The following is a 21,220-nucleotide window of genomic DNA, read 5'->3' as shown; positions in this document are numbered from 1 at the left end:
TTTTTAATAATATCATAAATTTTGTATAATCACGCATTAATTATAAAGGTCTAAAATGGATAATATTATAATTGGCACTAGAGGAAGCGTTTTGGCTATATGGCAAGCAAACTTTATAAAAGATAAGTTAAAAACCCAATTTAATTTAGATTCTAAACTTGAAATTATTAAAACAACAGGAGACAAGTTTCTTGATGCTCCATTATCTAAAATAGGAGGAAAGGGGCTTTTTACAAAAGAAATAGAAGAAAAATTATTAAATAATGAAATTACACTTGCAGTTCATTCACTAAAAGATGTGCCAATAAATATACCAAGTAGCCTTACATTAGCAGCAATCACAAAAAGAGAAGATATTAGGGATTGTTTTTTGAGTAATAAATTTAGTAGTTTAGAATCTTTACCAAAAGGTGCAAAAGTAGGGACAACTTCATTAAGAAGGGCTATGCAATTAAAATATATTAGAAATGATTTAGAAACACTAAATTTGAGAGGTAATGTTCAAACTAGACTGCAAAAGCTTAGTAATAATGAGTTTGATGCTATCATTTTAGCAAAGGCAGGAGTAAATAGATTAGGAATATCAAACAAAGATATTAAATTTATAACACCATTTGAAAGTTATATTATTATTCCAGCAATGGGACAGGGTTCTTTGGGAATTGAATGTAGAGAGGATTGTGAAATTTTAGATACTTTAAAAAAGCTAAATGATAATAAATCTTTTATCGAATGTAGTTTAGAGAGAGAATTTATAAAATATTTAAATGGTGGCTGTCAAGTTCCAATAGGTGTAAATGCAATATATCAAAATGATAATAATATAAATATGACTGCAATAATAGGGCTTCCAAATGGTAAAAAGATTATAAAAGATAATGTTAGCGGTAGTTTAAATGATAACTTAGCATTAAAATTATTTAATAAAGTAAATAATAATGGAGCAAAACAGGTTTTAAAAGAAGCATTAGAAATGGTAGAGAGCTTTTAGAGTTGAATAAAGTCTCTTATAAAAATGCAGTATTTTATTACTCATTTAGTGATTGTGCCTATATTGATGGATATGATACAAAATTTAATTATGCCTCAATAGAATCTTGTTCTGAAGAATTTTATAATGCTTTATTAGAACGGGGTTGGAGAAGATTTGGTGAGATGTTTTTTGCTCCATTTTGTGATTATTGTAAAAAATGTATTTCAATTCGTCAAATTATAAGTGATTTTAAATTATCCAAAAATCATAAAAGAATCATAAAAAACAATTCTCATATAAAAATAGAAATTCAAAATCCTATATACGACCCACAAAAAATCATACTATATAATAAATATCATAAAATTATGAATATTAAAAAGGGTTGGGATTATAATCAAATAGATAAGTCAAGATATATTTATATGTTTATAGAGGGGCAAATGAGCTTTGGTAAAGAGATTTGTTACTATATTGATGATAAATTAATTGGTGTTGCATTTGTAGATATATTAAATCATACAAAATCAATGTCTGCAATTTATTTTTTTTATGATCATGATTATAGTTACCTATCTCTTGGGACTTTTTCTATATTAAAGCAAGTTGAAATTGCAAAAATGCTTGATATTAAATATTTATATCCGGGTTATTGGATAAAAGACCATTACTCTTTAGGATATAAAGAGCGATTTAAGCCATTTGAATATTTAGTTAATCGTCCAAATATATATGAAGAACCAATTTGGAAATTATATAAAGGAGAAATATGAATCTTACTAAAATTATTTCAGTTTATTTTGGGATTATTGCTGATATTAGATTTCCAAAAACTATTCAAAATTTTATAAATAAAACATATATAAAAATCTTTAAAATAAATATGGAAAATTTTTTACCATATTATTACTACAAGAGTTTAAATGAGCTATTTACAAGGGGTTTAAAGAAAAATATAGATTTTGATAAAAATGCAGATATTTTTATATCCCCATCTGATGGTTATATAATGCAAAGTGGAAATAGTGTAAATGGCAGAGCATTACAGATTAAAGGTTTTAGTTATAGCATTGAAAAACTACTTGGTGAGAGGGTAGAGTCTAATTTATTTTATATAAATATCTATTTATCCCCTAGTAATTATCATAGATACCATTCACCCTGTGATATGTATGTAGAATCTATAACACATTTTAAAGGAAGTTTATTGCCTGTAAATTTAAAATCATTAACAAAAAATCACAATTTATTTATTAGAAATGAAAGAGTTATTTTGAAAGCGAAAGATATATTTAATAAAACTCTATATTTTGTTGCAATAGGAGCTTTAAATGTTGGTAATATTGTATTTTATATAGAACCTAGATTGCAAGATAAATTTAAAGGCTATAAAAATACATTCTATTATAATAAACCAAAGTTTGTTAAAAAAGGTGAAGAATTAGGTATGTTTAAAATGGGTTCAACAATAGTATTTTTTAGTGAAGAAAAGCTTGAAATTTTAAAAACTGATTGTAAAATTTCATTTGGTGAAAGCTTATTTAGAAGGATAAGAGATGAATAATGAAATTATTAATAAGATTTTAGATTTAAAAAAAGACTTAAATGCCTTAATTGTTGCACACTATTATCAAAGAGATGAAATTGTAAAATTAGCAGATTTTTGTGGTGATAGTTTAGAGCTTGCTAGAGTTGCTAGCAGGGCAGAACAGGATTTAATTGTATTTTGTGGTGTTAGTTTTATGGGGCAGAGTGTGAAAGTATTATCACCTAAAAAAAGAGTTATTATGCCTCGTCTTGCTTGCTGTTCTATGGCTAGAATGATAGATTCTAGTTATTTTGATATTAGTATTAAAAAGCTAAATTCACTTGGAATTGATAATATATTTCCAATGACTTATATTAACTCAAATGCAGATGTTAAGGCAAAAGTTGGTAAAATGGGAGGTGTAGTTTGCACAAGTGCAAATGCTACTAAGATTTTTGATTACGCCCTTAGCCTCAATAAAAAGATATTTTTTATGCCAGATAGATGCCTTGGTGTAAATTTAGCAAATAAAAATAATAAGTTAAGTAGTGTATTAGGGCAGAGTAGCGATAGTGAAATTATAGATTCTGATGTAATTTGTTATGATGGATTTTGCTCTGTTCATCAACTATTTTCTGTAAGTGATATTGAATTTTATAAGAATAAGTTTAGTGATATTCTAATTGTTACTCACCCAGAATGCGACCCAAAAGTAGTAGAAAAATCTGATTTTGTAGGCTCTACAAGTCAGATAATAAATTTTATTTCAAATCTACCAAAAGATGCTAAAGTTGCTGTTGGCACAGAATTTAATCTAGTTAATCGTTTAACAAAACAAGATAATAATAAGGAAAATATCTTTGTTTTATCAAGCTCAAAACCTGAATGTCCCACTATGAATGAAACCACATTGCAAGACTTATATAATGTAATGAGGGCATTTAAAGATGAAATACCATATAATGAAATTGAAGAAGAACTTAGCACTATTGAATATGCCTCACTTGCATTGAATAAGATGTTAGAGCTTTCAAGATGATTTATATAAAAGAATTTATAAAAAATGCAATAATTGAGGATTTGGGAAGAGGAGATTTATTTGAAAAAACTTTAGACATTAATCTAGCTAACAAGATTGTAGAAGCAAATATTATTGCAAAAGAACAAGGAGTATTTTCTGGAGAGAAATATATAAGAGTTTTATTAGATATGTTTAATATAAAATCTAAAATATTAGAAGATTCTGCTTGTTTTAAAAAAGGAGATATTTTAGTTAATCTAAGCGGTGCTTACATAGATTTATTAAAGATTGAGAGGGTAGGGTTAAACTTACTTCAACATAGCTCTGGGATTGCTACTAATACACATTCATATATTAAAATTTTAGAAGAAAATAATTTATCAACAATGTTGCTTGATACAAGGAAAACTAGAGCAAATTTAAGAATGTTTGAAAAATATTCTGTGTTAAATGGTGGTGGAAATAATCATAGATTTGGACTTGATGACTGCTTAATGCTAAAAGATACAAACTTAGCTCATATTAAAGATATAGATTTATATATAAAAAATGCAAGAAAAAAGATTCCATTTACTTCTAAAATTGAAATTGAATGTGGAAACATTAGTGAGGCAAAAAAAGCAATGGAATCTTTAGTGGATATAATAATGTGTGATAATATGAAACCTGATGATATAAAAAAAGTAGTGGATTTTAGAGATAAATATTTTAAAGGAATTTTAATTGAAGCAAGTGGCAATATCACAAAAGATAATCTATTAGATTACGCTAAAACAAATGTTGATGCTATTAGCTCTGGGGCACTCATATATAATGCTAGTTGGATTGATATGAATATGAAAATGATATGAGGCTTAATCTTTTTATATATTTATAAATAGTAATGATTTCTAAAATAAAAGCAGGATCAGTGGATAGAGAGACATTTTTTATAAATAAATTAATAGATTCTAAAATCACATACAAAATAGGTGATGATGCCGTAGTAATTGATAAATATGTCTATGCTATGGATTTATTTTGTGAGGGAGTACATTTTACAAAAGAACATTTTAGCTATTACAAAATAGCTAAAAAGGCAATGTTGGTAAATATTTCTGATATATTGGCTATGGGTGCAAAACCTATATATGCCCTGCTTGGAATCTCATTTAGTGAGGATATGAGACTAAATGATATTAAAGAGTTTCAAAGAGGGATAAAAGAGGTTTGTAAAGAATATAAAATTAAAATTATTGGTGGAGATACAATAAAAGATAATAAGCTAAATATTGCAATAACAATAATAGGAGAAACTACAACAAAAACATTATTTAGAAATAATCTAAAAGCTAAAGAAATATTATTTTATACAGGAAATTTAGGTAGTGTATTAAAAGATATGAGATATTTATATCGTGGAGGTAGTATCCCTAAAAGTTCAAAATTCTTAACACCAAAGTTAAATGCTAACTTTGTCTATGAAATAGCACGATTTACAAAATGTGCTATGGATATATCTGATGGTTTGTATTGTGAGTTAAATAGATTATCAAAGTTAAATAATGTTAAATTTAGTTTTTTTAGAAAAATTAATAATAAAAAGGCTTTAAGTGGTGAAGAATATGAGCTATTATTGTCTATTTCAAAAAAAGATATAAGAAGATTAATGCTTACAGCAAAAAAGCATAGAGTATCGATAACAAAGTTAGCTATAACAAAAAGAGGTAGGGTTAGATTCCACTACTACCCACACCACAACTAAATAAATTTACTTAAATCAATATGACAATATCCATTTGGATTCTTTTTTAAATATTTTTGATGATAAGATTCTGCTAAAAAATAGTTTTGTAAATATTTTATTTCTGTTGCTATTTTTTCTTTAAAATGTGAATCAATATAATTTTGAATTATTTGTTTATCTATATCATTTATATAGTATATACCACTTCTATATTGTTCTCCTATATCATTTCCTTGCTTATTAATAGAGTATGGATTTATAATGCTAAAAAATTCATCTAAAATATAATCTAGAGTAATTTTAACTTCATCATAAATAATTTCTACACACTCCACAGAGCCTGTTTTTCCGCTGCAAACTTGTTCATAAGTAGGATTTTCTATATTACTATTTGCATATCCTACACTTGTTTTAATAACTCCATTAATATATCCAAAATATGCCTCAACTCCCCAAAAACAACCACCTGCTAAATAAATTTTCATTTTAAAATCCTTAAATAAGTTATAAAACTCATTACCATTATAATATAATATAAGAATAATAAAAATATATTTTTTAGTATTGAAAACTGCAATTTTCAAATTTTATAATTATAGAATTTGCGTTTAAATAAAAATAATTAAAAGGAAAAATGTGTATGAATAAAAATTATTTATGGATAATACTTTTTTTAATATCTTATACTTTTGCCAAACCATCACAAGAGATACCTGCCATTAAACCAGAAGCAAATGAAGTTTTTTATATTAGTTCTATAAATATGTCAAATACGAGAGGGAAAATCTATAAGATTCATATTGCTTTACCAAAGCATAACAAAGATAAAAATATATTTTATACGCTTGATGGAAATGTATTTTTTCCTATGTTGCTTAATCTTATTATTACAAATAAGAAAGGTTTTTTTAAGCTTCCTATTATCGTAGGTATTGGGCATAATAGCCCTTTGGCATTTGATAGAAACTTACGCACTAAGGATTATTTACCACCTCTTGAAGGATTCTTGCAGAGTGAATTTAGTGGTGGTGGAGGAGCAAGTGAATTTTTAGAATTTATTACAAAGAAACTCCAGCCTTTTATCTATAAATCATTTGGCAAACCTCAAAAAGAGTTACTCTTTGGGCATTCTTTTGGAGGAATCTTTGTGCTATATGCAATAATGAATAATTGGGAGAAATTTACACATTATGTATCTGCTTCACCATCTCTATGGTGGGGATATGGTGGATTTGTAAGAAATGGATTAATAAATTTAAAAAATATCAATGCAAAAATCCTTTTAACACGAGGTAGTTTAGAGACACAAAAATTAGATACTAAACAGAATCCTATTAATATTAATGATATTATAAAAACCAAAGATTTTAAAAAAAGAGATTTCTGTTATTATACTTTGCAATGGCAACGCATACACATTTATAAATATAATAAAAATAACTCTATTTTTTATGATTACTCTAAAGATTTTATTGAAGAATTTAAAGAGATTTGTAAGGATATAAAAAACCATAAAAAGACCTACCCTACTCCCACAATCAAAGAAGTGTTAAATTGGCTCCAACTATCTTCTATAAATCCTAATAATATTAGCTTTTTAGAATTTAAGAATAAAACACATGGAAGCTCTATTCCAAATGCTTTAATATCAGGGATAAAAATATTAGAAGAATAAAAATATTTGAAATATTTTTATTTACCACATCCACAATCACAAGAATTAGAATCTATTCTATCATTTCGGTTAGTTTGTATTTTTAAAAGCTTATAAAAAGGACAAAACGATAAATAAACACTAATTAAAAATAATATTCCAAATATCCATATGAAATTAGCAAATATCACACCATAGCTTATAAATGCAAGCCCTAATATTATTCTTATAATCTTATCAATTTTACCAATATTTTTTTTCATTATTCCCACATACCTACTCTATTTTTATTTTTTGTAGTATTCTTGATAAAGTCTCTTGTGAAATATTTAATAGTTGCGAAATTGTCTTTTTATTGACCATAGAAAATATATCTGGATTTTTCTCTAAAAGTGATATAACTTTTGCTTTAGAATCCATTACTGCTAAGTCTATTAAGTAATCTTGTTCATTTATGATTTCATTTGAACGTCTTAATATATTATTTACTAACTCAATATCATCTTTTAAAAGTTCTTTAAAAGATTCTGTTTGTATTGATAAAATCCTACAATTTTCCAAACAATATAAACTATTATGAGCTTTAGTATCAATCAAAGCACAATAATTAACAAGTGGAGGATTATTAAGCCTTGCACAATCATTAATATAAAGATTTACAATAATCTCATTATCATATTTATTAATTTTACATGCTTTAATAGAGCCATGAAATAAGTATTGGATACTTTGAACTACATCATCTTTGTAACACAAAATACTATCTTTTGGATATTCTTTAATATGTGAGATATTTAATATATGTTCAAATGTGCTAGGCTTTATTCTTTGAAAATCTGTCATTTTACTAAGAATTTCCTTTAAATCAATAGAGCAATGAAGCTGACAACTTTTTGCTTTAAATACCATTTTAAACTCTTATATTATTCAAAATAACTCATAGTCTTATACCCACTATCTTGTAAGTATTTATCCTTCTTCATAAGCTTTAAATCACTCTTAATCATATCTTCAACTAAATCATTTAAATTATATTTTGGTTGCCATTTTAAAATCTCTCTAGCTTTAGTGTTATCTCCTATCAATAATTCTACTTCTGTTGGGCGAAAATATCTAGGATCAATACTTACTACTTCCATTCCCTCTTGTAGTTTAAATTCTCCACTACATTTTGCAATATAACCCCTCTCCTCTACTCCCTTACCATTCCATTTTATATCTATACCTAGTTTTTTAAAGGCTAACTCAACAAAAACTCTAACCTCCGTAGTAATGCCTGTTGCTATTACAAAATCATCGGGTTTATCTTGCTGAAGTATTAAATACATTGCCTCTACATAATCTTTAGCGTGTCCCCAATCTCTTTTAGCATCTAGATTTCCAAGATATAATTTATTTTGTAATCCAAGTGCAATCTTACAAACTGCTCTTGTAATTTTCCTTGTTACAAATGTTTCTCCACGAATTGGACTTTCATGATTAAATAAAATACCATTTGAAGCAAAAATATTATAAGCTTCTCTATAATTTATAGTTATCCAATAAGCATATAATTTTGCTACTGCATAAGGACTTCTTGGATAAAATGGTGTTTTTTCATTTTGAGGAACTGCTTGAACCAAACCATAAAGCTCACTTGTTGATGCTTGATATATTTTTGTAGTATTTTCTAACTTTAAGATTCTAATTGCTTCTAATAATCTTAATGTTCCTAATCCATCTGCATTTGCTGTATATTCTGGAGTTTCAAAACTAACTTGAACATGACTCATAGCAGCTAAATTATAAATTTCATCTGGTTTAACTTCTTGAACTATTCTAATTAAATTTGTAGAATCTACCAAATCTCCGTGATGAAGTCTAAAACCAACATTACTTTCATGTAAATCTTTATATAAATGATCAATCCTATCTGTATTAAAGAGAGAGCTTCTTCTCTTTATCCCATGAACTTCATAACCTTTATTTAATAAAAACTCTGCTAAATACGCCCCATCTTGACCTGTAATGCCTGTAATTAAAGCTTTTTTCAAGTTTATCAACCTTTATTATCTTTAGAATTATAAAATTTATCATTATAAGTAAAACTTGATTAATTTTTTTTAAAATTGCTAAAGATTCTAAAGTTAAATTTAGGTTTTTAATACATTGTTAAAAAGCAAGTTATATTTTACTATATAAAACTTTATATTTCCCTCCTTGATGTATATCAAATAATAAAATAATATTTTGAATTACTATTTTAGGTTTTAGAGGGATAAACTCTAAATACAATTTAGCTGTTGGAGTAATTATGAACAGAAGAGATTTTTTAAAAAATGCAGCAATAGCTTCAGCTGCAGTTACTGCGGGTATTACAGTTCCAAGCTCTTTAAATGCTGCTAATGCAGATAATGGTTGGAAATGGGATAAATCAGTATGTAGATTTTGTGGGACAGGTTGTGGAATTATGGTAGCAACTAAAGATGGGCAAATAGTTGCTGTAAAAGGAGACCCTGAAGCTCCAGTTAATAGAGGGTTAAATTGCATAAAAGGATATTTTTGTGCAAAGATTATGTATGGACAAGATAGGATTACAAAACCTCTACTTAGAGTAAATTCTAAAGGAGAGTTTGATAAAAAAGGTAAGTTTCAAGCAGTTAGCTGGAAAAGGGCTTTTGATGAAATGGAAAAACAATTTAAAAAAACTTACAATGAGCTTGGTCCAACAGGAATTGGAGTTTTTGGTTCTGGACAATATACTATTCAGGAAGGTTATGCTGCCATAAAGTTAATAAAAGGTGGCTTTAGAAGTAATAATATTGACCCAAATGCTAGGCATTGTATGGCAAGTGCAGTTGTTGCTTTTATGGAGACTTTTGGTATTGACGAACCTTCTGGCTGTTATGATGATATTGAACTTACAGATACTATTGTTACTTGGGGAGCGAATATGGCTGAAATGCACCCTGTGCTTTGGAGTCGTGTGTCAAATAGAAAACTATCAAATGATAAAGTAAAGATTATAAATCTAACTACTTATAGAAATAGGACTTCTGATTTAGCAGATATTGAAATAATCTTTAAACCACATACTGATTTGGCTATTTGGAATTATATAGCAAAAGAAATTATTGATAGAAATGCTATGGATTCTAAATTTATTAAAGATAATTGTGTATTTACAACAGGATTTGTAAATATTGGCTATGGTATGAGAAATAATCCAAATCATCCAAAATTTCAAGAAAGTGAAAAAGATACTGTTGCAAAGGAAGTTTCAAAAGTAATAAGTAATAATGAAGGCATTAGTTTACAATATCTAGGAATTAAAAGTGGCAATATTATGAAAATGGACAATGCTAATAATGGTGGAGATCATTGGGAAATAAGCTTTGATGAGTTTAAAAAAGGATTGATTCCATATACACTTGATTATGTAGCTAATCTTGCAAAAGGTGATGATAGTGAAAGCATAGATTCTTTTAAAGAAAAGCTTAAAGCTTTAGCAAACTATTATATTGAAAAAAATCGCAAAATTATTAGCTTTTGGACTATGGGGATGAATCAACATCAAAGGGGAACTTGGGTAAATGAACAAAGCTATATGGTGCATTTATTACTTGGAAAGCAAAGCAAACCAGGAAGTGGAGCATTTTCTCTCACAGGACAGCCATCAGCCTGTGGAACTGCTAGAGAAGTAGGAACATTTGCACATAGGCTTCCTGCCGATATGGTAGTAGCCAATCCAAAGCATAGAGAAATAACTGAAAAAATTTGGAATTTACCTGCTAATACATTAAATAGCAAAATTGGTTCACATTATGTAAAAATTATGCGTGATTTAGAAGATTCTAAAATTAAGTGGATTTGGGTTCAAGTAAATAACCCTTGGCATAATACAGCAAATGCTAATCACTGGATAAATGCTGCAAGAAATCTAGATAATTTTATTGTAGTAAGTGAGTGTTACCCAGGTGTGTCAGCAAAGGTAGCAGATTTAATACTTCCTACTGCAATGATTTATGAAAAATGGGGGGCTTATGGAAATGCAGAAAGAAGAACTCAGCACTGGAAACAACAAGTGCTTCCGCAAGGCGAAGCTATGAGTGATACTTGGCAAATTATGGAATTCTCAAAAAGATTTAAAATAAAAGAAGTTTGGAATAAGGAATATAAAGACTTGGATTTAAAGCCTGTATTAAATGATGCTAAGAATATGGGTTATAATGAAAATACTACACTTTTTGAAATTCTTTATGCTAATAAAAATGCTAAACAATTTAGTATAAAAGATGAAACAATGAATGGCTTTAATAATACTGAAAGTTTAGGTGACAGTAGAAATATTATAGGGAGTGATGGAAATGTCTTTAAAGGATATGGATTCTTTGTTCAAAAATATCTTTGGGAAGAATATAGGAAATTTGGTTTAGGACATGCACACGACTTAGCAGATTTTAATACATATCATAAAGTTAGAGGCTTAAGATGGCCTGTTGTTGATGGTAAAGAAACTCAATGGAGATTTAACGCCAAATATGATGTATATGCTAAGAATAATGAAGGAAAAGAATTTGTATTCTATGGCAATAAAGGCAAAAAGATTCCAAGTGGAGATGTATTTAAACCTAGCAATAAGAATAAAGATATTAGTAATAAAGCAAAGATTTTTTTACGCCCATATATGGACCCAGCTGAAATGCCAAACGAGGAATACCCTCTGTGGCTATGCACAGGTAGAGTTTTAGAGCATTGGCATAGTGGAACTATGACTATGAGAGTTCCAGAGTTATATCGTGCTGTACCTACTGCATTATGTTACATGAATGAAATTGATGCAGTTAGTGCTAAATTAAAGCAAGGAGATACTATTTGGATTGAAAGCAGGAGAGGAAAGGTAAAAGCAAAAATTGATCTAAGAGGTAGGAATAAGCCCCCAAAAGGTTTAATTTATGTTCCTTGGTTTGATGAAAATGTTTTAATTAATAAAGTTTGTCTTGATGCAACCTGCCCTATATCAAAAGAAACAGATTTTAAAAAATGTGCAGTAAAAATTTATAAAGTCTAAAAATAATGCAGGTAAATAAAGATAGGAGAAATACCATAATAAAAGCTTTACAAGGAGTTGGTATCTTTGTATTTAGTGGGTTTTTATGGAGTGCTTACATATCCAAAGCAAAAGCTAATGGATATGCACTTCGCCCCCCTGGAGCAAAAAAAGAGAGTGAATTTTTGAAGCTTTGTATTAAATGTGGTAGATGTGTTACATTCTGCCCTTATGATACATTAAAATTAGCTAAGATAGAAGATTCTATACCGCTTGGGACGCCATATTTTACACCACGAGAAATCCCTTGCTATATGTGTGTAGATATTCCCTGTGTACCTGTATGTCCTACCAATGCTTTAGACCCTGCTTTACTTAGTATAACAGAGAATGGAAAAGAGATGATGAATATAAGGAATGCCAAAATGGGTGTTGCAATTGTTGATGATAAAAATTGTGTTGCTTATTGGGGAATACAGTGTGATGCTTGTTATCGTGCTTGTCCATTGATTGATGAGGCAATTAGATTAGAATATAAGCATAATGATAGAACAAATAAGCATTCCTTTTTGCTTCCTGTTGTAGATAGTGATATTTGCACAGGTTGTGGTTTATGTGAGAGAGCTTGTATAACAGATAAAGCTGCTATTATGGTTCTTCCTTTGGATAAGGTATTAGGCAGTGTAGGAACAAATTATATAAAAGGTTGGGATAAAAATGATGAAAAAAGATTGAAAAAATTAGATTCTAGCTCTGCTAAAGCTAGCGATATTAAAAATGCCATAGATTACCTAAATACTGAGAGCTTATGAAAAAATATAGATTTTTAATTATTAGGAGAGTTTTTCAAATAACAATTATGGCTATATTTATATTTTGTAACTATTATTCATTTCACTTTTTTGAAGGAAATTTAAGTTCATCTAAAGTATTTTACATAATCCCTATGAGCGATCCTTTATCAATGGCACAGATATTTTTAGCAGGTGGTATTATTGGAAGTGAAGCAATTATAGGGCTAATTATAGTATTGCTTATTTATGGGATTTTATTTGGTAGAGGATATTGTGCCTTTGTATGTCCTATAAATATAATAACTGATTTTGCTGCACTTTTACGAAAAATATTTTCAATAAATATACAAAAAAAGCTAAATATTAATAGAAACACAAAATATAGCATTTTACTCTTAAGCCTTATTTTAAGCTTTATTTTTGGTGTGGCAGCATTTGAATTAATAAGCCCTATATCTATACTTCATAGAGGAATAATATTTGGTATGGGCTTTGGAATCTTTGCAGTGATTAGTGTATTTTTACTTGACTTATTTATTATAAAAAATGGTTTTTGTGGATATATTTGCCCTCTTGGTGCAAGCTATGGATTAATTGGAAAATATTCTCTTCTTAGAATAAAGCACAATAAGACTAAATGCACTAAATGTGCTAAATGTATCTTGATTTGTCCAGAGCCTCAAGTATTAGACTTAATAGGAATAAGAAGTGGAACTATCAATAAAATAGATTGTATTAAATGTGGTAGATGTATTGAAGTGTGTAATGATAATGCTTTACAATATGGAATTTTTGATTTTAATAAGGAGAATAAAAAATGATAAATATAAGATTATCTAGTTTAAAAATATTATTGTTAGTAAGTGTTATACTTATTGGATGTGGTGGAAATAACTCTGAGTTAAGTGATAATGATATAGGGATTAGAAAAGCACCTTTAGAAAATGAAAAAGTAGTATTACAAGATTATACTTATAGCATTACTCCAGCAGGAGAGAGTAAGATTATAGAAAGGGCATTTGAAAATGCACCTCCTATGATTCCTCACGATGTAGAGGGAATGATGGATATTTCAAAGGATTTTAATGCTTGCATTACTTGCCACTCTCCTGAAATGGCTCCTATAATGAATGCTACACCTATTCCTTCATCACATACTTATGATACTTTTAAAAACAAGCCTACAAAAGAAATTGCTGATATAAGGTTTAATTGTAATCTTTGCCATACACCTCAAGCAGATGTTAAACCTATTATCGGTAATAACTTCAAGCCTGATTTTAGAAATGAGTTAAGTAAGAAAAAATCAAATCTTTTAGATGTTTTAGATGAGGGTGTAAAATAAACTTTAGGATTCTTTATTAAGAATCCTAAAGTTATTGATTTAATAATGAAAAAGCTACTTACTTTTATATTTTTTAGTTTATTTTTATTTTCAAATGAACCTTATAAAAAGATTATTACAAAGAACTTTATAATTTCTTCAATGTTATATAAAGATATTCTTTATGTTTCAACAAATAATGGTGTAGTTGAGGTCTATAATATAAAATCAAAAAAGAATCTTTATAATATAAAACTAGATTCTATAAAAGATTATCTTAATAATGATATTAATCCAAAAATCTTTCAAACACACACCATAGATGGTAAAAATATATTGATTTTAAGCCAAGATAGCAATGGTGATTCTAAATTATTTATTTATGATGGTTTAAAATTAAATAAAATAAATATAAATTCAGAACCTATTATTAAAAAAGCTTATTTTGTAGATAATGAGAATATATTATTAGGATTTTTAAGTAATGAAATTTGGCTATACAATATAAAAACTAATAGTATTATTTGGAGACAAAAGCCAAGTGATGCAGTATTTTCTGATTTAATAATTAATGATTATGAAGATTATGAGGCAATATCAACCACTGAAGGTGGGATAATATATATTATTGACTTAAAAAATGGCAATATCAAAAAGGAATTAAAAGGAGCAAACTTTGATAATATCTACACTCTAGTTAGTGTTAAAAATATCATCTTAAGTGCTGGTAGAGACAGAATCTGTGGTATATATAATAAAGATAATAATAAATTTAGGAGGCTTCATACAGAATTTTTATCTTATGTTGTGGGTTTATCAAAAGATTCTACTCTTGGGGCTGTTAGCTATAATGAAGACAATGATATTCTAATTTTTAAAATTAAAAACTTAGATAGAATTTCTCTTTTAAAAGGTGGTGATGCCCTTCCAAATACTATAATTTTTATTAATAATAAAAGTATAATTGCTAGTTTTGATAGTAAGAGTATTTTATTTTGGAATATTAAAGGAGAATAAAATGAATATTTCTAGCATAATAATCAAAGTTTTACCAAAGAATTTACAATCTACTTCTTTGAAATTATCAAAAATTGATGGCGTGGAAGTTGCACTAAAAGAAAATAACACTATTATTGTAGTAATTGAAGCAGAAGACACAAACAAAGAAGTAGAAATTTTAAGAAAAATCGAACAAACTAATGGTGTAATATCTGCTTCTATGCATTATAGTTATTTTGAAGATAGTCTAAGAGATGAAATATCAAGTATGAATAGCAATTTAGATATATTAAATGATGATAAGATTTCAATTGAGGAGGTTAAATATACAGGAAGTATCAATTATATGATGAATAGAAAAAATAAATAATTTTTTCTATAAACCCTAAAATACCCATTTGCTAATAAAACCATATCTTTTTTATTTATTGCTATTAAAATAATACAAATTTTAAACCCTCTGTAACATAAAAATTCTTTACTTCTTATTTTATATTCTATATTATTATTTTTATCTTGCATTGTTATTCCTTGCTTAAATTTATGTTATAATTATTTATTAGGTAAATTTAAGTTTTTAAAGGATAGTTGAATGCGTATTTTAATTATAGAAAATGATGAAAAACTAAATAAATCATTAAGTGAAGTGCTAAACGCTAAAAGATATCAAACTGATATTGCTGAAAATTTAAAAGATGGAAAATATTATGTTAGTATTAGAAACTATGATTTAATTGTAGCAAATTGGAATCTAAGTGATATTAGTGGTCCTGATATAATCCTTTCAATTAAAGAAAAAGCTCCAAAAGTCCCTATTATAATAATTTCAGCTAAAGATTCTACTGATATTGAAGTTAATGCACTAAATAGCGGTGCTGATGATTATATAAAACAACCTTGTTTGCCAGAAATATTTATAGCTAGAATAGAAGCTAGACTTCGTTCTTGGGGGACGAATATGATAGAAATTGGTGAGTTAATAATAAATCCAGATGAAGAAAAAATAATATATAGAGGACAAGAAATAGAAGTCAAAGGTAAGCCATTTGAGGTTCTCACACATCTTGCAAAACATAGAGATCAAATTGTATCTAAAGAACAATTATTAGATGCTATATGGGAAGAGCCAGAGCTTGTAACTCCAAATGTAATAGAAGTAGCAATTAATCAAATAAGACAAAAAATGGATAAACCTCTTGGTATAGCTACAATAGAAACAGTTAGAAGAAGAGGATATAGATTCTGCTATCCAAAAGAAGCTCAATAATATTATGTAGAATCAATTTGATTCTACACTACTATAATTTTCTTAATATAATTTTTTAATTATTAAAACATATCTTTAAAATGGATAATCACAAAAAATAGCACTGCACTAACTATCGCAGATACAGGGACAGTTACTAACCACGCCATAATTATTTTTATTATTGCAGAACGCCTTACTAGCTCATTTTTTATATTCTTTTTAAGGGCTTTTCTATCTTTCTTATTGATTTTTAAATTAGGAGATTTATTATTTTTTAGCTCTTTTAAAATTAATTGTTTTTTAGCAATGGAAGCTTTTCTAAAATTATTTAAAAATTTTTCTACAATCTGTGCGTCTCTACCCTTGTGTGCCTGAATGATTTCTTGTTCCATTTGTTTATAATTACTCTTTAAATACTCCCTTAAAAATCCTATGCCAAATATAGCACCTATTGCTATATGTGTGGAGCTTACAGGAAGCCCTAAAGCAGATGCAACCAAAACAGTAATTGAGGCTGATAAGGCTATACAAAATGCACGAATTTTATCTAATTCTGTTATTTCACTGCCAACTGTTCTAATTAATTTTGGTCCATATAATGCAAGTCCAATTGAAATTCCAAAACCACCTAAAACCATAATCCATATAGGAACGCTGGATTTAGCTTCCATTACACCACTTATTGCTTGATTTATAGCAGCAAGTGGTCCAATTGCATTTGCAACATCATTTGCACCGTGTGCAAAGCTAAGTAATGCTGCTGCAAAAATAAGTGGAAATGTAAAAAGCTCACCAATAGAATCCTTAGTATTTTTTAAGTAGTTTGCCTTTTTGTTTATAAGAGGTTTTGTTATAATAAAAATTATCACAGAAATTAAAAATGAAACTATGACTTGTGTAAATAAATTTAATGTAATTACTTTTGATAAACCTTTTTGAAATAAATATAACATAAAAGACCATGACATTATAAAAATTAATATAGGAACTACTCTTTTTGCAGATAATTGCTTATCTTGCTTATAAGTTATCGTTCTTTTAATTATCATCAAAAAAAATGCTGCTATAATCCCACCAGCTATTGGTGAAATAACCCAACTAGCAACAATACCTAGCATAACATTCCAATCTATTACACTAAAACCACCTGCTGCTATGGAAGAGCCAATGAGCCCACCTACAATAGAATGTGTAGTGGATACAGGAGCTCCAACAAATGTAGCAAGATTAAGCCACAATGCACCAGCAATGAGTGCAGATAGCATTACAGAAATAAAAATATTAATATCACTAAAGGCTTCTTGAGAAACTATACCAGATCTAATAGTATCTACAACATCACCTCCAGCAATAATTGCCCCACCTGCCTCAAAAATCATAGCTATAATTATTGCTGCAAACATACTCATAGTATTTGAGCCAACAGCAGGACCTACATTATTAGCAACATCATTAGCACCTATATTCATAGCCATATACATACCAACAACAACACTAACAATAAGTAAAATATTATTACTGCCATCACTAAATATAGTAGCAATAAGGGATGATAAAAACATAAAGATTATTACAATTCCTATCTTTCTTATATCTTTTGTCCCAAATTGTGTAGCTTTTTCTATCTGTTTTATATTGCCAATATCCATAATAACAACCTTTTTATTTAATGCAATATTCTAATAAATTTTGCTTTTATTTAGCTAAATTTTAGGCTAAAATTACTTTTATTTCTTAGGGTATTATGTGATGAAAAAATATATTAAAAAATTAAATAATTTTATTAATGACTTTGATAATAATGGTGTTTTACTATTTATATTATTGAATACTACTTTTAGTATATTTTTATTGTTTAATTATATTTTTAGTGGAATCTTGCTTTTATTCTTAAGTATTACTATCGTTTTATTACATATCTTTAAATACAAGAAAAAAACAATCAAACTAGCCGAGCATAAAATACAATCTGATGGATTACAGCGTATATTTTCATATATACCATTTAATGTAGTAATTACTGATTTAAATAATAATATTTTATTTAGTAATTGCCAATCTTCTTATAACCAAACACCCAATGACTATATGAAGTTTGATTCTTTGTGTTTGCTAGATAATACTTCAAAAATAAATAAAATTAAGATAAATAATAAAATAGAATACTTCTTTTCACATAAAAATGCAATTAGCAGTAGTGATAATAAAGCTATTGGATATATTAATATAGAATTAAATATAACTGATATTTTGCAATACTACGATAGGATTAATACGCTAAATCCAAATATAGATAAATATCTTTATACTGCATTTGATAGCAATAATGATGGAATCTTGATTTTTGGATACGATAGTGCTAAAAAAGAATCTAAAGAATGTCTAATATCAAACACTACTATAAAAAATATGATTTTCACAAATAATATTGGTAATGATTTATTATCTTTATTTCATAAAAGTGAGAGGAATAGAGTTGGCTACATTATTGCAAATCTAACAAATGAGCCAATTTTATTTGAAAGCTTAATGTTAAGCCGATATAGTCATTTTCCTGTGGAAATTAATGCAAGTATAATAAAAATTAAAGACAAAAGTGCCATATACTTAAGCATTAGGAATATACAATTAAGAAAAGAATTAGAAGATAAAAGAAATGCAAACAGAATACTCCTTATTGCAAAAAATAATGTTGCTTCTATGGTTTATGTGCTTCATTTAGTATTAACAAAGATATATGAACATATAAATACCACAAAAGAATATTCTAATAATATATTAAATTTACATTCAGATATAAAAGACAAAGCAAATGCTATAATGAACGCACAAGAAAAAATATTAAATTCAATAAGAGAATTAATATTATTTTATAATAAATCAAACATTAAAACATTTGTTAATATAAAATCGTTAATAGAGCATATTAAATCAACAATTTATACAAAAGAAGTTATTAATAACATATCAATTACAATAATCCAAAAAGGCGAAGTAAAAGATATTTATTGTGATGAAGGTGTATTAAAGTTTGTCATTATTTCAATTATTAATAATTCAATAGAACATACTAATATAACAAAAGGGACAAATTTTTATGGAAATATTGATATAACAATAGAAAATTTAAATAATAATTTTATCAAAATAAGCATAGAAGATAATGCTGGTGGCGTAGATGTCGGCTGTTTAGAGAGGATATTTGATGCATTCTATTCCACTAAAGAAACAAAAATAGGACTAGGGCTAACAAGCTCTAAAATTATAGTAGAACAAATTTTATTTGGAAGCATAAAAGCAGATAATACAAGCAAAGGCTTAAAAATGGATATATCAATATCAACAATGGGGTAAAATGAAAATATCACTTGATACTTATATACTCTCTGATACACATTTTGGACAAGATTCTATTGTTAAAAGAGAATATATTAGAAAAACTATAACAAATAATTTAAATTATAAAAATCACTTTAATTTACTAGTAGATAACTGGAATGCTAAGATAAAGAATGATGATTTAGTATTACATTTAGGTGATGTATATTTTAAAGATGGTATAAAGTATGTTAAAAGATTAAATGGCAATAAACGCCTAATCATAGGCAACAATGATATAAATAAATTTAATAAGTTAATTGCTTTAGGTTGGAAAACAAAAAATAAAGTTATCCTAAAGATTCCACAAAAAGATAAAATAAGAGAGAAAATAAATAAAAAATATAAAGATATTAAGAATAAAATTTTTTTAAATGGGCTTATTATTGATATTGCAGGACATAGAATCTTATTTAGCCATTTTCCTGTATTTGACAGAAAAAAGAATGATAGATATAGCTATATTAGAGATATTTTATATGATTATTATCGCTTCAGTGAATGCTCTCTTAATATACACGGACATACACATTCAAAAGATGTTATAAAAGAAAAATTTTGTATTAATGTGTCTTGTGAAAAGACTATGCTATCGCCAATTAAGTTAAGAAGTATTTTAAACTACATTTAAAGGAGAATTAATGGATAAACAAGTAAATATTTTAGTACCTATGATGAATGGATTTGAAGAAATAGAGCTAACAAGTATCGTAGATATTTTAAGGAGAGGCGGATTAGAGGTAGTAATTGCATCAAATACTGCCAAAGTTAAAGGAGCACATAATATAATAATAGAGTCTGAATGTTTATTTAAAGATATAAATATTAATGAATTTGATGCCATAGCTCTAGCTGGTGGATATGAAGGAATGCTAAATTTAAGCAATGAGGATTTTATTATACAAACTTTACAAACATTTAATAAAGAGCATAAGTTAATAGCTGCGATATGTGCTTCACCTATTGTGCTAGATAAAGCAAAAGTTTTAAAGAATAAATTTACCTGTTATCCTAGTTGTGAGAATAGTATAAGCTCTAATGCAATTTATACTAAAGAAATTGTAGTAGTTGATGATAACATAATAACATCAATTGGTCCTGCTAGTGCAAGTATATTTGCAATAGAAATTCTAAAGTATCTAACAAGCACCATAAATGCTAATAAAATCACAGAAGAATTATTGCTAGATAAGTGCAAATAAAACTAAATCTTCTCATTTTTATCTCTTTTTCTGCTACCTTAATTTAAGTAAAGATTCAAAAAAATTATGTTTATATTTCATTTACTTTTAAGATTTATTTAAATCTATAACTTTATTTAAATCTATAAAGGAAATTTATTAAAATTATAAATTAAAGGACAATATAATGAAAAGAAATGCTTTTAGTATGATAGAGTTAGTATTTGTTATAGTAATACTAGGAGTTTTAGCAGCAGTAGCAGTTCCAAGATTTGTTGCTACAAGGACAGATGCACAAGTTGCAACAGCAAGAAGTGATTTAGCTTCAGTTCAAAAGGCAGTTGTTGCTAAAGTTTTTGCAGAT

At 27.3% G+C, this 21,220-nt stretch carries 24 protein-coding genes; 18 read left to right on the top strand and 6 right to left on the bottom strand.

Going from position 1 to position 21,220, the window contains the following annotated elements; genetic code table 11:
• The first annotated feature begins 55 nt into the window (after nt 1-55).
• From hemC to CQA44_RS05195, 6 genes are read left to right on the top strand one after another with little or no spacing between them, the layout of a single operon-like run.
• Nucleotides 56-991 carry a hydroxymethylbilane synthase gene (gene hemC, locus CQA44_RS05220; RefSeq protein ID WP_115546237.1) on the top strand — a complete coding sequence of 312 codons (936 nt, stop codon included), beginning with the start codon at nt 56-58 and terminating at the stop codon, nt 989-991.
• Between the two features lie 2 nt (nt 992-993).
• Nucleotides 994-1,746, top strand: coding sequence for an arginyltransferase (locus tag CQA44_RS05215; protein WP_115546236.1), 753 nt, complete (start codon nt 994-996; stop codon nt 1,744-1,746).
• Nucleotides 1,743-2,537, top strand: a complete 795-nt coding sequence (locus CQA44_RS05210; protein WP_115546235.1) for a phosphatidylserine decarboxylase — start codon at nt 1,743-1,745, stop codon at nt 2,535-2,537. Before CQA44_RS05215 ends, CQA44_RS05210 begins: the two co-directional genes overlap by 4 nt.
• Complete coding sequence (gene nadA / locus CQA44_RS05205; protein WP_115546234.1) at nt 2,530-3,540, top strand: quinolinate synthase NadA; 1,011 nt, start codon at nt 2,530-2,532, stop codon at nt 3,538-3,540. The genes CQA44_RS05210 and nadA overlap by 8 nt, the downstream gene beginning before the upstream one ends.
• A complete protein-coding gene (gene nadC, locus CQA44_RS05200; protein WP_115546301.1) occupies nt 3,540-4,373 on the top strand; it encodes a carboxylating nicotinate-nucleotide diphosphorylase in 834 nt (277 codons plus the stop codon). Before nadA ends, nadC begins: the two co-directional genes overlap by 1 nt.
• A gap of 59 nt (nt 4,374-4,432) precedes the next feature.
• Nucleotides 4,433-5,266 carry a thiamine-phosphate kinase gene (locus CQA44_RS05195; RefSeq protein WP_181881792.1) on the top strand — a complete coding sequence of 278 codons (834 nt, stop codon included), beginning with the start codon at nt 4,433-4,435 and terminating at the stop codon, nt 5,264-5,266.
• Here the strand turns inward: CQA44_RS05195 and msrA are convergent.
• Nucleotides 5,263-5,733 (bottom strand): peptide-methionine (S)-S-oxide reductase MsrA, encoded by a 471-nt coding sequence (gene msrA, locus CQA44_RS05190; RefSeq protein ID WP_115546232.1) that lies wholly within the window; start codon nt 5,731-5,733, stop codon nt 5,263-5,265. The genes CQA44_RS05195 and msrA overlap by 4 nt on opposite strands.
• 155 nt (nt 5,734-5,888) lie before the next feature.
• Between msrA and CQA44_RS05185 the strand changes: the two genes are divergently transcribed.
• A complete protein-coding gene (locus CQA44_RS05185) occupies nt 5,889-6,923 on the top strand; it encodes an alpha/beta hydrolase (RefSeq protein ID WP_181881791.1) in 1,035 nt (344 codons plus the stop codon).
• A 17-nt stretch (nt 6,924-6,940) separates the two neighbouring features.
• Here CQA44_RS05185 and CQA44_RS05180 read toward each other — a convergent pair whose 3' ends face one another.
• Genes CQA44_RS05180 through gmd form a run of 3 tightly spaced genes read right to left on the bottom strand, consistent with a single transcriptional unit; the run spans nt 6,941 to nt 8,935 of the window.
• Entirely contained in the window at nt 6,941-7,165 is a 225-nt protein-coding gene (locus CQA44_RS05180) for a DUF2892 domain-containing protein (protein ID WP_115546230.1), read from the bottom strand.
• Nucleotides 7,166-7,178: 13 nt separating this feature from the next.
• Nucleotides 7,179-7,811, bottom strand: a complete 633-nt coding sequence (locus tag CQA44_RS05175) for a Crp/Fnr family transcriptional regulator (protein ID WP_115546229.1) — start codon at nt 7,809-7,811, stop codon at nt 7,179-7,181.
• Nucleotides 7,812-7,825: 14 nt separating this feature from the next.
• On the bottom strand, nt 7,826-8,935 hold the full coding sequence (gmd, locus tag CQA44_RS05170) for a GDP-mannose 4,6-dehydratase (protein ID WP_115546228.1): 1,110 nt from the start codon (nt 8,933-8,935) through the stop codon (nt 7,826-7,828).
• 260 nt (nt 8,936-9,195) lie between these two features.
• Between gmd and napA the strand changes: the two genes are divergently transcribed.
• The 6 genes from napA to CQA44_RS05140 are packed head-to-tail and all read left to right on the top strand — an operon-like array spanning nt 9,196 to nt 15,418.
• Nucleotides 9,196-11,952 (top strand): nitrate reductase catalytic subunit NapA, encoded by a 2,757-nt coding sequence (napA, locus tag CQA44_RS05165; protein ID WP_115546227.1) that lies wholly within the window; start codon nt 9,196-9,198, stop codon nt 11,950-11,952.
• 5 nt (nt 11,953-11,957) lie between these two features.
• Nucleotides 11,958-12,743 carry a ferredoxin-type protein NapG gene (gene napG / locus CQA44_RS05160; protein WP_115546226.1) on the top strand — a complete coding sequence of 262 codons (786 nt, stop codon included), beginning with the start codon at nt 11,958-11,960 and terminating at the stop codon, nt 12,741-12,743.
• Nucleotides 12,740-13,546: a quinol dehydrogenase ferredoxin subunit NapH gene (napH, locus tag CQA44_RS05155; protein WP_115546225.1), complete on the top strand. Its 807-nt coding sequence runs from the start codon at nt 12,740-12,742 to the stop codon at nt 13,544-13,546. Before napG ends, napH begins: the two co-directional genes overlap by 4 nt.
• Nucleotides 13,543-14,070 carry a nitrate reductase cytochrome c-type subunit gene (locus CQA44_RS05150; RefSeq protein ID WP_115546224.1) on the top strand — a complete coding sequence of 176 codons (528 nt, stop codon included), beginning with the start codon at nt 13,543-13,545 and terminating at the stop codon, nt 14,068-14,070. The genes napH and CQA44_RS05150 overlap by 4 nt, the downstream gene beginning before the upstream one ends.
• Before the next feature lie 45 nt (nt 14,071-14,115).
• Nucleotides 14,116-15,066, top strand: coding sequence for a WD40 repeat domain-containing protein (locus CQA44_RS05145; protein WP_115546223.1), 951 nt, complete (start codon nt 14,116-14,118; stop codon nt 15,064-15,066).
• Nucleotide 15,067: 1 nt separating this feature from the next.
• Nucleotides 15,068-15,418 carry a chaperone NapD gene (locus tag CQA44_RS05140; protein ID WP_115546222.1) on the top strand — a complete coding sequence of 117 codons (351 nt, stop codon included), beginning with the start codon at nt 15,068-15,070 and terminating at the stop codon, nt 15,416-15,418.
• Here the strand turns inward: CQA44_RS05140 and CQA44_RS05135 are convergent.
• Nucleotides 15,391-15,570 carry a hypothetical protein gene (locus tag CQA44_RS05135; protein ID WP_115546221.1) on the bottom strand — a complete coding sequence of 60 codons (180 nt, stop codon included), beginning with the start codon at nt 15,568-15,570 and terminating at the stop codon, nt 15,391-15,393. The genes CQA44_RS05140 and CQA44_RS05135 overlap by 28 nt on opposite strands.
• A 70-nt stretch (nt 15,571-15,640) precedes the next feature.
• Here CQA44_RS05135 and hsrA point away from each other — a divergent pair, with 70 nt between their 5' ends.
• A complete protein-coding gene (hsrA, locus tag CQA44_RS05130; protein WP_115546220.1) occupies nt 15,641-16,315 on the top strand; it encodes a homeostatic response regulator transcription factor HsrA in 675 nt (224 codons plus the stop codon).
• A gap of 62 nt (nt 16,316-16,377) precedes the next feature.
• On the opposite strand, the gene CQA44_RS05125 is transcribed toward hsrA, so the two are convergent.
• Nucleotides 16,378-17,946, bottom strand: a complete 1,569-nt coding sequence (locus tag CQA44_RS05125; RefSeq protein ID WP_115546219.1) for an inorganic phosphate transporter — start codon at nt 17,944-17,946, stop codon at nt 16,378-16,380.
• Nucleotides 17,947-18,046: 100 nt separating this feature from the next.
• On the opposite strand from CQA44_RS05125, the gene CQA44_RS05120 reads away from it, so the two are divergent.
• The 4 genes from CQA44_RS05120 to CQA44_RS13490 form a co-directional block, all read left to right on the top strand.
• Nucleotides 18,047-19,651 carry an ATP-binding protein gene (locus CQA44_RS05120; RefSeq protein WP_115546218.1) on the top strand — a complete coding sequence of 535 codons (1,605 nt, stop codon included), beginning with the start codon at nt 18,047-18,049 and terminating at the stop codon, nt 19,649-19,651.
• Nucleotide 19,652: 1 nt separating this feature from the next.
• The gene (locus tag CQA44_RS05115; RefSeq protein WP_115546217.1) at nt 19,653-20,306 is read left to right on the top strand and encodes a metallophosphoesterase family protein; all 654 of its coding nucleotides are present in this window, start codon (nt 19,653-19,655) and stop codon (nt 20,304-20,306) included.
• 10 nt (nt 20,307-20,316) lie between these two features.
• Nucleotides 20,317-20,877, top strand: coding sequence for a DJ-1 family glyoxalase III (locus CQA44_RS05110; protein ID WP_115546216.1), 561 nt, complete (start codon nt 20,317-20,319; stop codon nt 20,875-20,877).
• A 166-nt stretch (nt 20,878-21,043) separates the two neighbouring features.
• A partial coding sequence (locus CQA44_RS13490; protein WP_181881790.1) for a type II secretion system protein occupies nt 21,044-21,220 on the top strand: 177 nt, incomplete at its 3' end.

This window comes from Helicobacter sp. MIT 14-3879 (assembly GCF_003364125.1).
Note: the sequence above shows the minus strand (reverse complement) of the source record. Positions and strands in the feature narration are given on the sequence as shown.